Genomic DNA, 15,593 nt, shown 5'->3' with positions numbered 1-15,593 from the left:
GACTGTGTAACTATTAAGGGCATGAGTCATCCTTTTGTTCGCGTGAGCGTATTCCACGACGAGCGCCAACTCGATGTTTCGCTCCCTTTATCACGGCCCGCCGTGGATATCGTCGCCGACATAGTCGAGCTGCTGGATCAACATGAAAAGGCACAAAGAACGTCAACCGGAGCGCCCACCGATGCACAGTCGTCTATCGCCACCGCAGATACTCACACCTGGGTGCTGTCGTTGCCGAAAACCGGCGCCATCGATCCTCACGCCACGTTGGCAGAATTCAACGTTCAAGACGGCGACAAGCTGTACCTCACGCGTCGTGAGGAAGCTGCACACACGCCATTCGTGGATGACGCCTTGGCTGAAGTCCGGAACACAATCGCTGCTGCGCAGTGGGGATACTCCGGGGAGGTGCGCTCAAGCGGGGTTTTCGGAGTAGTAGCTGCCGTGCTGACGCTCACCACTCTCACCACCGATGCCAGAATCTGGAACCAATCGCTACCGCTAACGCCTGAAAGTTGGTTCATGCTTGGGGCAGCCTGGATTGCGACTCTTACGCTTTTTGGGCTCGCTGTGTGGAGACGACACAGCTGGATGCGCTGGCTAGGTTTTGCGATTCCTTACACGACTGCAGCGACGGCGCGGGTTTTCTTCGCTTCCCTGCCTGCGACTGAAGCAGTGCCGTGGTGGGTAGCGGTTGTAGCCATAGCCTTTGCCCCCGCGGTTTGGGCAGCAGGTCGTCGCGTGGCAGCCGGAGGACTCGCGGGTGTAGTGGCCTGCACAGTCGCTTCGGTGTTCGCGGCTGCTGTGGCAGGTGCTGTCATGGCTGGAGCGAATATCTACGCAGTGTGCGCTTGGGGGGCGTGGGTTCCGATCCTAATTCTGCTCATCGCCCCGTCCGTCGGGCTTCGCGCGACCGGGCTTCCAACATTGATCCGTCAGAATGACGCTGGTGACCCCGTGAAACGAGAGGCTATCCGCGCCTATTCTCGGCGTGCCGAAGCAGCCAGCCGAGGAGCTGCCTGGGCTGCAGCTGCACTAGCACTCGGAGTTGTGCTGTGTCTTGCCACGAGCCCGGTGTGGCAACACGGGCTGATCGCATTGATGGTGGTCGTTGCGACGGTTCTTCGTCAGAATGGATTCGCGGACGCACGTATCATCACGGTGCTGAATTCGGTTGGAATTCTCGGGGCGTCACTGATTGCTGGAGCCTTGGTCCGTTGGGGGCAGGAAGATTGGCAGACGATTACTCGGCCAGATGTGTGGTGGGGTCCCTCTACGACAACCGACCTCTGGGTGTGGATCGCGACGATCGCCACACTCATCGTGACCCTGCTTTTGATGTTGGTGCTGCAGCTTCCGTCGCGTGACGAGGTTCAAAAGGCTCGCAATGCGAGGACGCTCTCGTTCCTCGACGTTATTGTTTGCCTCGCAGTGATTCCACTTATCCTGGCATGCCAGGGTCTCTACCAGTACTACTGGGCGACCACATAAGGCTTTTCAGGCATCTAGTTGTAGAGCCTAGAAAGCAGCTGGTTGTACTGAATCACGGCCGATGCATCATCAGGAACGATAAGCCGGTCGCGCGCGCTCCTGCCCATCCCGGTCGCTGGAAGAGTCAAGGTATCCTGCGGGTCGGTTTCAGCTGGCTGAGCGCCCACCTTGATCACTGTGACGCGGCCGCTCTGTGCGGGGACAGTGAGGTGGTGGCCGGCTTGGTACAGCCACGGGTGCCCAGGGTGATACTTATCCGTAAGAAGAACCACGTGCGTCGCCATGGCTGTGCCCGCTGCAATCAACTCTCCGCCGCAGGTGAACGGCAGGTCGACGACAACGACCGGCCACCGATGAGACGCCCGCTGCACAACGTTCAGCAGAGTCTCCGAAACTACCGGTTCTGGATTATCAGCGCGAACACTCAGCAGAGGGGTTGCACAAGTTGTGTCCGCGTAGCTCTCAATAGCGGAACGCTTTAGATCACGGCCTGGGAGATGCGCCAAGCTGATCAAGTCTCCGGCCCCACTCGATCCAAGTACACCACGCAAAGGCTGGTTGATTCCATCACCATCGACAGCTACCACGGGCGGCCGTACAGCGGCGCCGAGCACTGCTGAGATTAGAGCCGTAGTGGAGGTAGTGAGCAGCTGCTCGCCCAAGGCCGCAACGGCAATGACCATCGGCCTGTCAGTATCACGCGGGGTAGCCCGCTGGGAATGCGCGATAGCTCCTGAGGCCAACAAATTGCGGCAGAGCTCCGCCGGAGAAAACACTGACACCGGCACATCACCGCTTTCGCTAAAGTTCAGATAGACAAGTTGTTCGCTATAACTACCATGAGACTCCAATAGCCTCTCTAAGAATAGCGAGGCTGAACGAAGGAGGGAAACGTGGACCAACACCCCGGCAACGAGCAGTCGCTCCCGTCATGGCTCCAATACGGGCCAAATAGTCAACCTCAACAGCCGCAGCCGCGTCCTTCGGAAAATCCACAGCCGCCTCAACCGGAACAGCCCAGCGCACCGCAACAATACCAGCCGAATTTTGCCCAGCCTTGGCCCTCCCCGACTGATCGGGCCGCCCAAGAACCGCGGCACCACTCGCCGGTACACGAGTCTCCGCAGCGCCATGCTCAGGAGCAGCAGTCTCCGCGCCATGCTCAGGAGCAGCAGTCTCCGCGCCATTATGCGCCTGAACCACAGCAGGAGGTTCAGCCACAGCAGCCAACTGAGCATACCCGCACCCCAGAATCACAGCAGGTTCCTCACACGAGGCAACAGGTCGTCCCTGAATACCAGGATCCGAGCCACTCTCCCCAGCCCACGTTCAACCCCCAGCCGCAAGAGTCCCCGCACGTTCACACACCTCCGATCCAGAATCAACAGCCCGATCAGCAGGTACAACTGACACCTCCAACCGCACTAGACCAGTCCAATCTGATCAACCCGGTCAAAGCTCCACCGAAGCAGGGGTGGCGCAGGTTCGTCTACCGCATCACCGGCGGCCGAATCAACCTGGGAGGGTCGAAGCAGGAATTGTCTCAAGAACGCCTCCTCAAGGCCGTACGCGCACCGCTCCACGGCGATTACCGCATCGCTGTCATGAGTTTGAAGGGCGGTGTTGGTAAGACGACGACAACCGTGGCGCTCGGCGGTGTTTTCGCCAAGGAGCGCGGCGACCGTGTGATCGCAGTTGACGCCAACCCAGATCTCGGGACCTTGGCACAACGTGTAGTCGCTCCGGGATCCGCCACAATCAGAGACTTGCTGAACGCAGAGGAAACGAAACGTTACCCGCAAGTTCGTACATTCACGGACCAGGCACCATCCCGGCTCGAAGTCATCGGATCGGAACGCGATCCCGCAGTATCTGAAGCGTTCAGCGAGGAAGACTACCGTCGCGCAATCGAGATCCTTCAGCACCATTACAATGTCATTCTCACCGACTGTGGCACCGGTTTGATGCATTCTGCCATGGGCGGTGTGCTAGACCTCGCCAACACCCTCGTGCTGGTGACATCGCCTGCGCTTGACGGCGCTCAGTCTGCTTCAGCAACCCTCGATTGGTTGAACCTTCACGGCTACGAACAGCTAGCTGCCAACGCAGTGGTCGTCGTGTCGACCTCTGCGCCCGGAAAGCCGACTGTGGAGCTCAACCAGCTAATCGAACACTTCCGCGCCCGCACCCGCGCAGTGCATGTCATCCCCTACGACCGCCATCTGGCAGAGGGCGCCGCTGTGGACATTGACCGCCTCGCAAAGCCAACACTGCAGGCTTATCAGGAGCTCGCCGCCACGGTGGCACAGGACTTTGGTGCACGGAATAACTCCCATGCCACGCACTAGGTTGACGACGCTGGTTACGGCAGTTGGAGCTGTCATGCTGACCGCCTGCGCCCCACGCCTTGAGCCTCCCGAGCCAGTAAGATACGACGAGATCGAAGCGGTATCGGATTGGTCGCGACAACGCGCGGAGCCGTATGGGATCCCTGAACGACAGTTGCGTGCCTATGCATATGCAGCTTGGCGGGTCGAAGCTGACGAAGACTGCGCTGTTGGCTGGCCGACTATTGCTGCGATCGCGCAAGTAGCCTCAGACCATGGCCGGGCGCAGGAGTCCTCCGTTGACGAGAACGGGATCACAACTAAACCCCTTCGAGGTTTGCGAGTGATGAAGATGCCACCTGTCGTTGTTCCAGATACGGACGGTGGAGCCACCGACGGTGACACGGTCAACGACGTGGCTGTAGGCCCAATGCAGATCATGCCATCAAGGTGGGAACAGTACTCAGTAGCTGTAGAGGAAGGCAGAAAGCCGAATCCGGATAGCATCGATGATGCTTCGTTGACGGCAGCCCGCCTTCTCTGTTCTGCAGGCAATCCTGCGTCGCCGGAAGGATGGGATGAGGGTGTGAAGCGCTTCTTCTATAGCGCTGAGCAAATAAAGGCCGTACACGCGGTAGCAAGCGAGTTGTCACGATGAAGAACCCACGAAGCTTAACAATTGTGGCCTGTCTAGCCGTCTCGGCTGTAACACTAAATTCGTGTGGAGCTCCCGGCGCCTCGAAAGACGAGGTCCCCGAGCAGCAGATTCCGCCACTCGGCGAACTTCCACCGCTGCCAACAAGCTACTTTCCACCGCCTCCCACACCAGAGAAAGAAGAGCCCAAGGAAGCACCGCCCTCGCCGGAGGCACCACCGACGCCGCCGACTCCCTCGCCACCAGACCCAGTGACAGTTACCAGTGTCACGGTGGCACCGCCCCCGCCTGCTCCGGCGCCAGCGCCCGCACCAGCACCAAATCCAGTCGACGAAGCAATTGGCCGGTTCGTCGACAGCCTCCCTAGGTTGTGACGGATCTAAAGGAGAACCTAAACCTATGTCCCACCGCGCTACCCCGGTCCAACCCGATGTCAACGTTGGCCCACCGCAGCCTGCAACGCAACCACCCGCAAATTCGAGCGAACCGACCGCGCCACCTCGAACAGACGGGCGCCTAGCCATTCAAGCTGAAAAGCTACGAATAAACGCCCTGACTCAGGCCGTTCGCTTTGGTTCTTCAAAACCGGCCGTTTCACCGCGGGGAATTGGCATTCTCATTGGCTCCGCCATCATCGGCATACTCCTCCTCGGAGGCACTGTGGGACTGTCCGCTCTACTGCAATGGTTCATGAACCGATAAAAACGAGCGCTACGGAACCAGCTCAGGATTTATAGCTTCTACAACCCGCACGACCTCAGCGTTTGCGGCTTTGATCTGGTTTTCCGGATCCAACTTCACAAACACCGTCAGCAACCACCAATGCCTTGCGTTTTCAAAGCACCAAACCAGCAGGATCCAGACTAATCGTCGAATTCGACGCCGGCCGCCTCCGCTTTCTCAACCAACCCCGCAATCTCTGCCGGCGCCTCGGCAATCTCACCGAAAACAGCCTGAACCTTCTCGACGTGTTTGGGATCCCCGTAAATACCGATCCCCTCCCCCTCCGGATCAAACTGCACACTGCCATCAATCTGACCCGTCGACTTGAAGTACTCCGCCAACCCCTCCAGGAAGTACCCATTAGCCTCATGCCCTGTTGCAGCCACAGCCTTATCCAAATCAGAACCAACCACAACCTGGATATAGACCGAGTGCTGACCCTCCAACTCCCCAGCAGAAGCATCCAACTCAACACGACGCATCTTCAACCCTGAGGCCGACTCAGATTCCTGAGCCCCATGATCAATGTCCTCATCCGGCCGACTCAACTTCGTCGGAATATCCACACCCAAGTGATAGCAACGATACTGCTCAAGCCACAAATCCAAAAACCCAATCGGATAAAGAACCCACGGAACCAGCTGGTAGTCACGCTCCTCAACGGTTGCTCTTCTAGTAGCCATCCCGCCTACCCAAATCCGGATTCTCCAGTTGCTCGTGTCAACACTGTCAACATCAAGCGGAATCTCGTCTTTAAGCTCCGTCGGCACAAACCCAGGCAACCCCGGACGATACTCGTCCCCACCAACCGCGACCTTCGCAGGATCAAAATCCCCCGGCACAGACTCAACCTTGCCATCCCGAACAAAAGGCCCGCCTTTACGAAACGCATTCTTGAGCAACGGAAACGGCGGAACGATCCAATCCGACCCGCTTCCCGCATCAGCCCCAAGCCCCAAAACAGCCAAATTCTCCGCAGTGCGCGGAACAGCTGCCAAACAAACACCACCTATGCGATGCTCGGCTTCGTAGACGTGGACCTCCAAGTCACCACCACGCGTCGGCATACAAAGCCGCGTATTATCCGACGGCCGAATAGCCTTCATCGACACATCAAACTGCATGAAATATGTCATCAGACCAACCTTCACTAGTCGACGAACGTGACTGACCCCAGACCCCGAATCTGAATGTCGGCTACTCGGCCGCTTCTAGCGGACTCGGGATCCCCAAAACAGCACACCACTTAGCAACGAGATCGCCACCATCACGCACCTCGCCGTCATACGTCGGCTCCGTATCACCAGCCATGATCCGGTACGTCTCCGCAAACTCCACAATCTTTTCTTCCGCCTCCGGATAACGACCGGCGAAAAAGGAACGGAAAACCTCACCGTCATAATCCGGAACCAACTCCGGATCAACATCGAACACAATCGTGGGATTAGCACCGAAGAAAAACTCTCTGCCACCCTCATCAGTACTAATCGTGATAGAGCACATCGACAGATCAGCAACACTGATCATCCACTCTTCCTCCGGCCCGATCCCCGGATCACCGACCGCCCACTCACCGTCGATGAACTCAAACCCAGCGTTAAGACCCATTTCCAGACAACTCCTCAAAATCAGGATCAATCATGAACTCCGCCCCCGCATCCACATACAGCTCAACTAAGTAATTACGACTGTGCCCCCAATCGGCCACAGCCTTCAGCTCATTACAGTAGCGGGCACCACGAGGCCTCGGCGCCGACTCGTGTTGTCCCCGGTCATCCATTTCCAGCAAAGAACGCGCCAACCTCGCCTGTTTATAAACCTCGCTGCCCTCTAGAGAACTTTCGACGAGCTGCGCCAGCTGATCCGCGATCGTTTCATGCACAGACTCCCAATTCAACACCGTATAGCGCCGCACATTCTCTGGAACGGCCACCTTGCGTACATCAACGTACGGGAACGAGCAGGCCCCGAATTCGACATCGCTGAAGTCGCAACCTACAAGCTGATCCCCCTCAACCGTCTCCTCGAAGGAGCACTCTTTCCATTGGCCGCTCACAGAAACATTTGTCAATACTGGATTAGACGATCTGCCCCCAACGGGTCCGTTGAGACGCATATCAGTTACGTGGCATTGGTCGTAGCGTGTCCCATAAGCAAAAAGTTCCGGGAACTTGCACGAACGAAACACACACTTGGCCACAGATACCTTGAGCCAAGGCATAGAGCCTTTTATCGTGCACCGATCAAATTCACAGCTAGTAATGCTGCCATAGGTCCAGTCCTGAACAATTATCTTCGCTTGCTTGGCGTAGCTATTACTCAACGTCAGTTCGCGAGCTTGAAACGGATGAATCTCGGCGTAGCTGAGGTCCACATTGTCAAGTACCTGCCCGGCCCGCAAGAAATCCTTAGTGGCTAGACCATACCGATTGAGAGCACACGACCAATGAAAACCACGAAAATCCTCGCGGCCATCAACCAGACCAAAAGGAGACGGAGCAACCAACATCTCCGGAGTACAAGAATCCTCCCACCGCTCCACCAACTGCTTACGGGTCGGACCACCCATTAGGTCAACCTCCTGACGCTCATCCGAAAGTCACTTATCGACGACACCCGGCTACCCAAGCCCCCAACTATTCGGGCAACCACGGATCTACAGGATTGGTGTTGGCCTTCCGCATCTTGTAGGACAACGCTTTGACCATCTTCCGATCAGCCTCCGTCGTGGCCGTCCGGGCAATCGCATCCCAATGACGCTGATGGCCCTTGGTGGCGAAAAGATACTGGAACAACCCCTTGATCTCCTCGCGCTCATACGGAGCCTCAACCGTCCGGTGGTCGCGGTCATAAAGCTCCAACATCAGGTCCAACAACTCCGGATCATGCCCCGTCAGCCGCTCCAGACAGCTAAACATGTGGAACCGCACAGCGAACCGCGGCTCCGCAAGATAACACTGAAAAAGAGTCTCGAAATACTGCCCGTGCCGAGCCCACACATGCTCATCAACCACCCGGGCAAGCCCAGCAACAGCATCGACATCCTCACACCCCTGCTCAAGCTGCTCAGCAAGACGCGTGACAAACACGTCTAACTCATCGTCGCTGACAGCGTCATAACGCGTAGGCAAATCAGACATGAAACAACCAACCCCCTCTAGCTGAGATACACCGCAACAGCATCCCCACGCCGCGCCGCATCCATGTAGAAATCCGACAAAGCCTCAACCTCATCAGGATGAGTGAAATCATCCAGCGAAAGCCCGTCGAGCACCGCTGCTAAACTCGCCACCTGATCAGGAGTGTTGATCCGCATCCCATCAGTCACGTCCTCGCCGTCCCAATCCGCAGCACCGAAAACAATGCGGCTCGCCGTCGACTCATCCGTGAACTCTGCAAGCTCCTCAGCTACCTCACCGAAAAACGCGTCGATGTCCACCACCGGACGACTCGCCGTCTCAAGCGCATCGACGATCGCGTCACGACGAGCCCCAACCGAGCCACCATCCAGGTCAGCAAATTCATCCTGGCTAAAAGAAATATAGAACGGAATGACCACTACTACTTATCCTCCAGTGTCACAGGCGGGCCACTAACCACCCGCTGAGCATCATCCAACTCCGGCATCCACGCAACCACACCACGTCGATCCAACTTCGCCTGCAACTTCGACGTCAACATCGTAAGAAACTCAACATCTTTCTGAGTATCCACGCTTTGTGCAATCAGATCCCAATGCCGCTGCTTGCCCTTCTTGACCACCATGACCTGGAAATACTCCTTGATCATCTCGCTAGTCGACCCAATACTGCGATGATCCGTCATATACATCTCCAACATCCGGTCAAGCAGCTCACCCCGACTACCTGCCAAACGCTCCAACGAGAAAAACACCTGACTCCGGAAATCAATTGTCGGCACCTCGTAATAACACTCCTCAAAAGCATCAAACAAATACCGATGCCGCGCCTTAAGAAACTCGTTGATTACGCACACTAATTCTGTCGCATGATCAGACGTATATTCCTTGCTTCGGATATAGTCCCTCAACCCATACACATAATGCTCGAGCAAATCATCGGAAATTTTCTCATGCCGCGATGGCACCGGAGTGTGCAACCCCGCCGCCTCAGCCGCCTCCATTGCTGCTTCGTTCATCATGCCTCCTTACCTCAGCCAACTCTGTCGCCGGATCACTCATCACTACCCCTTTGTCAGCCATCACGCTCCAGTCCTACAGCAATCGCGCTGCTACAGGTTCTGCCAGTCAGCCTCACCAGCGACATCACCACCGGTTGCAAGCCAATGCTTCACCAACCGCGCGACCTCATCAACACTGGGAGTGAAGGTGAAAAACTGCTGCTTGTGTGCATCCCGATACTCCACAGCCCAATCACTGTTCTCAAACTCCCACCGTGAACGAATGAACGGGGTCTTCTCCTCCTCACCCCACCGTTCATCACCAGTACGCTCAGCCACCACAATGAAATCCTCATCCCCATCAGGGATAGAAATACGGACGATGAAATCAAGCGTCTCATCGACAAGCTCAGCGGACGCATACTCGAACTCCGAACCCCTCGCGCGCAGACGATACGTATCAACCTCGCTGCCACGAGTAAGCACGTAATTCCACTCAGGAACAGCCAACGCCACTCCATTCGCCAAGGCAACCGGAGAAATCCTAGATGCGACAGTACTCGGCGAAGGAAGATTCACCTTGATGCCCAACAACCCGTCACCGGCAACCTCAACCGACGTAATGAACTTATCTTCCACCTGCTCAGCGAAAGCATCCAACGCTGGCGTCGACCGCGGCGGCAACAGCAACCGTCGCTCAATCGACGGTAACAACAACTTCTCCTCCACCGGCTCACTCACGATAATTCCGAACCCGCCGCCTGCATCCGGGTTCGGATGCACCACCTCACGCGCAGGAGACGAAGCATGCCCCTCACTCGGTTCCTTGACCGCGTTGTCCATGCCAGGCTCCTTGATGGCCCGCACCTTGGACCTATCAAGCTCCGACGGATCAAACCCCTCCGGCTCAAACGGGTCGACCAAATCCTCAAAGAATTCATCAAAACTGTCGAAAATACAGGTCTCCTCCCCGACCTCCACATCAAGGTGAACAACCGCCCCCACCGGGTAGGCAGGATTGCTCACATTGAGCAACAGCGGAGTATGCGCACTCCCATAACCGAAACCGAACAACACACCCCACTGCGGATACTCCCACTTCCTCGCAATCCTCAACGCATCACCATCGACATCAAACCGAAAAGCCGAATGCGGGTTCGGGCCGTTGCCGCACAAGGTCTTCACGCCCCCGAAATCAGTACCGTCTTTCCCACAGTACCTACGCGAGTACGCATACTTTTCGGCCACATCCCCGCAACCAGTCGCCATGATCAACTCCCGGTAGCGCCCAGGCAGATCAACACCAAGATTCCGCTCAATCTGCTCCATCCTGGCTTCGTCGCATGGCTGCCCCGACACGCTGAAAAGATCCGAAGGAAACTTAGTCATGTCCTCCATCGTCTACGAAAAACCCGAGTAGCGCTCGATTACAAGTAATTCCTAACCGACTCAGGTCATGCGAGGAACGCCTCCACCAGTTGGACGGCTTCTTCGTAACCGCAGGAAAAACGCGCAGGCAGCGCGCTCTTATCCGAGGTGGCACGGTGATCAACCTGGTAGGAGCCGCTCAGCAAGTCGTATTCGACCGTGAGCGCATCCCCGCTCGCATCGTCAAGAAGAAAAACAGCAGTATCAGCATCAGCGCCGGCAATGATGCTCCCCCGACGGATCAACCCCAACGCCCGAACGGCCGTCGTCGGCGATGCCCACGCAAGCCGATAAGTGATCTCAGATGTGAAACGCGGGTCCTCATCGCCAGCCAGATAGAACTCACCCGTCGTCAGATTGCAGACACCCAGACCATCACGCTCCGCAGCCTCAAGCAGCTCCTCCGGAACCGAATGACTCCACGCAACCTCCACAGTCACTAGGCGGGAATTACGGACACGTGGGGTAGACAAGCCGTCGATAAGCGCGAGAACCTCCACGTAATCTTCGAGTCGCGGATCTGGAGCGCTATCCGCGCTCGACGCCTCGACAATGCTGAAAATCGTGTCCGTGCCGGCACAACCAGACGGAATGAAGACCGCAACAGTGTATGCGGGCACCTCTGCCCCACGCTCCGAATGGAACCTAGCGGCGTCCTTCTCAACCTCCACCGCGAGACTGTCCTCCCCCAACGAACGCAACGACGCAGCCAAATTCCGCGCATCTGCCTCACTGCGGTCGCTTCCACTACGTTCGCCGGAAGAAATACACTGCGCAATCCACGGAGCAGACACACCATTGGTGAAGCCCATTATATCAGCATGCAACTGTGCAGAACGCTCAGTGTCCGGCACCCCGTCACGCTGCAGCCGGATAGCCGTAGTCAATGCATTCGAAGCCTTGCCGATCAACGCCGCGTTGAACAGCGACTGCGGCGCGCCCCGGTAGATTACCCCGTCATTGGATGCCGTGCGCAACGCCGGGTCGAGCACACTGACGTGCGCCACCACCGACTCACCTCCAGGATCGCCCAGAGGATGCGACGGCTCGAGCACCAACCGCGACGCCAGCGACGGCCCCTTGAGCAAGAACGACGTCTCGTTCTCACGCTCCCAGCCACTTGCCACTAGAAAGCAGGCCAGAGGCTCACAATCCGGCGTCTTCATCACTGCCTGCTACTGCTTCGCGCCCTGGGCGCCCATCACCCAGACAACAGCCGTGGGTTTCCCGTGCGTTGCAGTGACCTGCATTTTCCCGGTATCAGTGATCAGGTGGAGGATCGTTACGTCATCGTCGATCTGCTCCCACCCCTCAACCGCAAAACCCTCACTCTCAAGTTGGAGAGCCACCCGGTCCAACGGCTGGGCAAGCGGAACCCCGCACAACGTGGAATCCTCACTGACCCCAATCGACAATGCCGTGACGATATCGCCCGTGAACTCGCCGGAGACATTCGCCAACTCCCCGAACTCCTCGACGACACCGCCCCTGAAAGTCTTGCCCCACACCGCATCAGTCAGAAAGAAGTTCGAGACCTTCCCCTCGTAGTAGTCCTGCGTATGCCCCAACTCGAACCCCTCAGGCGGGCGCACAGTGAAATCCATCGCGTACCTCGGCATTGCTCAATTTCCAGATGGCCTTGTCTGCCAAATGCTAACCGCGATTCCGGTTTCGCCGCCACGAATCGAGACGCGAACGCACGCAGTGCCTGTCACTGCTTCGGCGGAAACGCAGCGTCCAGTAACTCCACGTCCGTCATCAACTCGCGGTTGTACCACAGCACATGGGTGATCTCCCCGACGTCGTCGAAAAACGCCATCCAATGCTCGTACAACACGATGTCCGACTTCCCATCATCGGCCCACGGAATACCCTGCTCATCCAACGCCGCAGTAAAACGCGCAGTCGACGTCAAAAGCGGAATCTCCAGAAACGTGTTCCCACCCTCGCCCGGCATAGCGATCGAATACTCCGAGACACCGTCAGGAGTCTCGGTCGCGCGAACATGGAACTCACAACCACCGATCCCCAGTTTTCCATTGTGGACAGTGACACCGGGAGTAATCATCGACGGATACGAACGAACACCCTCAAGCTCATGGAGCACCCGATCAAACGCAATCGGTGCATCAATACCGAAATCCATTGAGACGCAGTGCCCTTTCACCTTGGCGAAATCTCACCTACGCTCATAGAGCCTAACTAGAACCAGGCCATGCCGAGGCACCGGAACAGTGAACGCAGTGTGAGGCACGACGAGCAGATCGCACACCCCCAGACTCAAGCCAACGGAACCGTCCAAGTCCCAGCCAGCGCTAGAGGCTACAGCGCTTCCTCCCCGATCAGAGCCCCTCGGGAAGCAACCGCCCACCATCGACCTCGCGATACAACGACCGGATCGCCTCAACAAACCATTCAGGCTTATCCGTCGAAACAAGCTCATGCAGGTAGCGCGAACCACGCCGCTCGTCATACCCGAGAGAATCATCCGGGCGCGTGAGTCCGTGCGTCGAGAGGAACAGCGACGCATCATGCTCAATGAAGTGGTGCAGCTCCCCAGCCGCGAGATTCACCTTGCCGTCGCTGCTCGCCATCCCCTCGCGAGCGACTGCATGCAGATCATCCGCGACAGCGACCCAATCGTCTACCACCAGCGCCTCATCCTCGGGCGACAGCGCGACCCGCTCCATCGGGATCCCCAGAAAACTCACGTTTTCCAGCGTGCAGCCCGACAAATCGACACCATCGAGCTGGTCATACCGATGATGCTCAGCGAAACTCACATTCCGGATCTCACCAGTGACCGTCGAACCCATCACCTTGGCCGAAATCGGAAACTGCGCACCACTTCCCTCAATGACCACATCACGCAACGTGGACCCAGCAATGGTGGCAAACCAGTCCGCACGCAACCCGAACTCCGGACAATTCAGTTCCGAATCGACCAACGACACACCCGACACACCACTGGGCGTCCCATACGGGCGAGTAATGGTGCAGTTTTCAAACCACACCGTGGACAAACTCACTCCGTCGACACACACCCGATCAAAAGAACGGTCATCGAACCTAGTACTCGACACTTCCATCTGGTTAAAGATCAACCCCGTAGGTGCGCATCCACGCCGTCATACTCGGATACGGTCCGTCCAAAAACTCCTGATCTTCGAAATGGTAGCGGCCGAACTCAACCGAGCCATCGTCCTTGCGGTGGTACGCCACATACTCGGTGTCAAACTTATCCGCTACCGGGAACCACGCATCCGCGTCCGCACCGAAAGCCTCTGCGACCTCACGCATGCTGGCATAGCCGGACAGGACGCTAGAGGTCTCGCTTGGCGGATAAAACGGAGAAAACCAATCAGCACCATCAAGACCAAACGCGGCATAGCTGTCGAAAAACTCGCAGTACTCCGGTGGCACCCAATCAGGCACGCATGATAAGCCGAACGCCAGCACATCGGAATCGACATCATAGGGCCACGGGATAAGCCGACCAGGTTCTTTAGCCGGAGTATTCGTCATTCTCACCAGTCCTTGACTTTGCTCTTTCGTGTTCAAGGATGCCGGAAGGACGGAAGCATTTCCACAGAATGGCACCAGCTCTTCACGCGGGGTGGTGGCACCCGGAAACGTGAAACACCCCCTTCGGTCGCGGATGCGACTGAAGGGGGTGTCGTCGATAAGCGAAAGGCGCTTACTTAAGGGTGACGGTTGCGCCAGCCTCTTCGAGCTTGGCCTTAGCAGCCTCAGCGTCGTCCTTGTTAGCGCCCTCGAGGATGGCCTTCGGTGCGCCCTCAACCATCTCCTTAGCGTCCTTCAGGCCCAGGCCGGAGACGATCTCGCGGACAGCCTTAATGACACCGATCTTCTTGTCGCCAGCAGCCTCGAGAACGACGTCGAACTCGTCCTTCTCCTCAGCAGCCGGGGCATCGCCAGCAGCGCCCGGAGCAGCTGCAACAGCAGCGACCGGAGCGGCAGCGGTCACGTCGAAGACCTCCTCGAATTCCTTCAGGAACTCGGAAAGTTCAATAAGGGTCATTTCCTTGAACTGCTCAATGAGCTCATCCTTGGAGAGCTTAGCCATGGTGGCTTCCTTTCTGTAGTGGCCTTATGCGGCCAGATGTTTGGTGTGCGTACTAGTGGTGGAAGTCGCCTTAAGCGGCTTCCTGCTTGTCCTGCAGTGCGGCAACGAGTCGTGCCGTCTTGGATGCCGGAGCCTGGAACAGGCCAGCAGCCTTCGCCAGAGAACCCTGGAATGCGCCGGCGAGCTTGGAAAGAGTGGTCTCGCGGTTGTCCATGTCCGCGACAGCAGCAACCTGGGCTGCGTCGAGGGCATTACCGTCCATGTAGCCGCCCTTGATAACGAACATCTCGTTATCCTTGGCGAACTTCTTCATGACCTTCGCGGCGTCGACCGTTGCATCGCCCTTGATGAAAGCGACGGCGGTCGGGCCGGTCAGAAGATCATCGAGACCCTCGATGCCGTGCTCGTTGGCAGCGATCCTCACGAGGGTGTTCTTGGCGACGTGCAGTTCAACGTCAAAACCGAGCTCACCGCGCAGCTCCTGCAGCTGACCCACGGTCAGGCCGCGGTACTCGGTGAGGAAGACAGAGCTAGCGCCCTCGAATTTCTCCTTCAAGGCAGCAAGCTCAGCCGTGTTCTTCGGGTTTGCCATGACACACGCCTCCTTCCCATTACTTCATGTCTTGTCCGCCCGGAGCAATGAAAATTGCCCCGTGCAGAAGCACGAGGCACAAGCGCTTAAAGCGCGGAGGAATGCCACGTTTCTCCTGCGTGGGCCGATCCCTGGGGGGATTCCTTCGAC

17 protein-coding genes are annotated in these 15,593 nt (G+C 57.4%); 2 read left to right on the top strand and 15 right to left on the bottom strand.

Annotated elements, in window-relative coordinates; all coding sequences use genetic code 11:
* Positions 1-21: 21 nt before the first annotated feature.
* Entirely contained in the window at positions 22-1,491 is a 1,470-nt protein-coding gene (locus tag J5Y21_RS03775) for an EsaB/YukD family protein (RefSeq protein ID WP_210572994.1), read from the top strand.
* Between the two features lie 14 nt (positions 1,492-1,505).
* Here J5Y21_RS03775 and J5Y21_RS03770 read toward each other — a convergent pair whose 3' ends face one another.
* Entirely contained in the window at positions 1,506-1,862 is a 357-nt protein-coding gene (locus tag J5Y21_RS03770; protein WP_210572993.1) for a hypothetical protein, read from the bottom strand.
* 1,167 nt (positions 1,863-3,029) lie between these two features.
* On the opposite strand from J5Y21_RS03770, the gene J5Y21_RS11645 reads away from it, so the two are divergent.
* Entirely contained in the window at positions 3,030-3,839 is an 810-nt protein-coding gene (locus tag J5Y21_RS11645; RefSeq protein WP_349236924.1) for a MinD/ParA family protein, read from the top strand.
* A 1,497-nt stretch (positions 3,840-5,336) separates the two neighbouring features.
* On the opposite strand, the gene J5Y21_RS03760 is transcribed toward J5Y21_RS11645, so the two are convergent.
* From J5Y21_RS03760 to rplJ, 14 genes are all read right to left on the bottom strand, one after another.
* Positions 5,337-6,332 (bottom strand): hypothetical protein, encoded by a 996-nt coding sequence (locus tag J5Y21_RS03760; protein WP_210572989.1) that lies wholly within the window; start codon positions 6,330-6,332, stop codon positions 5,337-5,339.
* A gap of 61 nt (positions 6,333-6,393) precedes the next feature.
* Positions 6,394-6,804, bottom strand: a complete 411-nt coding sequence (locus tag J5Y21_RS03755) for a hypothetical protein (RefSeq protein WP_210572987.1) — start codon at positions 6,802-6,804, stop codon at positions 6,394-6,396.
* A complete protein-coding gene (locus J5Y21_RS03750; protein WP_210572985.1) occupies positions 6,794-7,765 on the bottom strand; it encodes a hypothetical protein in 972 nt (323 codons plus the stop codon). Before J5Y21_RS03750 ends, J5Y21_RS03755 begins: the two co-directional genes overlap by 11 nt.
* 67 nt (positions 7,766-7,832) lie before the next feature.
* Positions 7,833-8,336: a hypothetical protein gene (locus tag J5Y21_RS03745; protein ID WP_210572983.1), complete on the bottom strand. Its 504-nt coding sequence runs from the start codon at positions 8,334-8,336 to the stop codon at positions 7,833-7,835.
* 17 nt (positions 8,337-8,353) lie between these two features.
* Entirely contained in the window at positions 8,354-8,755 is a 402-nt protein-coding gene (locus J5Y21_RS03740) for a hypothetical protein (protein ID WP_210572981.1), read from the bottom strand.
* A 2-nt stretch (positions 8,756-8,757) separates the two neighbouring features.
* Positions 8,758-9,357, bottom strand: a complete 600-nt coding sequence (locus J5Y21_RS03735; protein WP_210572980.1) for a hypothetical protein — start codon at positions 9,355-9,357, stop codon at positions 8,758-8,760.
* Between the two features lie 90 nt (positions 9,358-9,447).
* Entirely contained in the window at positions 9,448-10,725 is a 1,278-nt protein-coding gene (locus J5Y21_RS03730; protein ID WP_210572979.1) for an SMI1/KNR4 family protein, read from the bottom strand.
* 65 nt (positions 10,726-10,790) lie between these two features.
* A complete protein-coding gene (locus J5Y21_RS03725; protein ID WP_210572978.1) occupies positions 10,791-11,891 on the bottom strand; it encodes a hypothetical protein in 1,101 nt (366 codons plus the stop codon).
* Positions 11,892-11,939: 48 nt separating this feature from the next.
* Positions 11,940-12,368 (bottom strand): hypothetical protein, encoded by a 429-nt coding sequence (locus J5Y21_RS03720; protein WP_210572977.1) that lies wholly within the window; start codon positions 12,366-12,368, stop codon positions 11,940-11,942.
* 107 nt (positions 12,369-12,475) lie between these two features.
* Entirely contained in the window at positions 12,476-12,910 is a 435-nt protein-coding gene (locus tag J5Y21_RS03715) for a hypothetical protein (protein ID WP_210572976.1), read from the bottom strand.
* 196 nt (positions 12,911-13,106) lie between these two features.
* Positions 13,107-13,787, bottom strand: coding sequence for a hypothetical protein (locus J5Y21_RS03710; protein ID WP_210572974.1), 681 nt, complete (start codon positions 13,785-13,787; stop codon positions 13,107-13,109).
* 70 nt (positions 13,788-13,857) lie between these two features.
* Positions 13,858-14,289: a hypothetical protein gene (locus J5Y21_RS03705; protein WP_210572972.1), complete on the bottom strand. Its 432-nt coding sequence runs from the start codon at positions 14,287-14,289 to the stop codon at positions 13,858-13,860.
* Between the two features lie 172 nt (positions 14,290-14,461).
* The gene (gene rplL / locus J5Y21_RS03700) at positions 14,462-14,851 is read right to left on the bottom strand and encodes a 50S ribosomal protein L7/L12 (RefSeq protein ID WP_210572970.1); all 390 of its coding nucleotides are present in this window, start codon (positions 14,849-14,851) and stop codon (positions 14,462-14,464) included.
* A gap of 70 nt (positions 14,852-14,921) precedes the next feature.
* Positions 14,922-15,443 carry a 50S ribosomal protein L10 gene (gene rplJ, locus J5Y21_RS03695; RefSeq protein ID WP_210572968.1) on the bottom strand — a complete coding sequence of 174 codons (522 nt, stop codon included), beginning with the start codon at positions 15,441-15,443 and terminating at the stop codon, positions 14,922-14,924.
* Positions 15,444-15,593: the final 150 nt, after the last annotated feature.

Origin of the sequence: Corynebacterium sp. Marseille-P3884 (genome assembly GCF_017942225.1) — a bacterium.
Classification (GTDB): Bacteria; Actinomycetota; Actinomycetes; order Mycobacteriales; family Mycobacteriaceae; genus Corynebacterium.
This window is presented reverse-complemented; position numbering and strand designations above follow the sequence as displayed.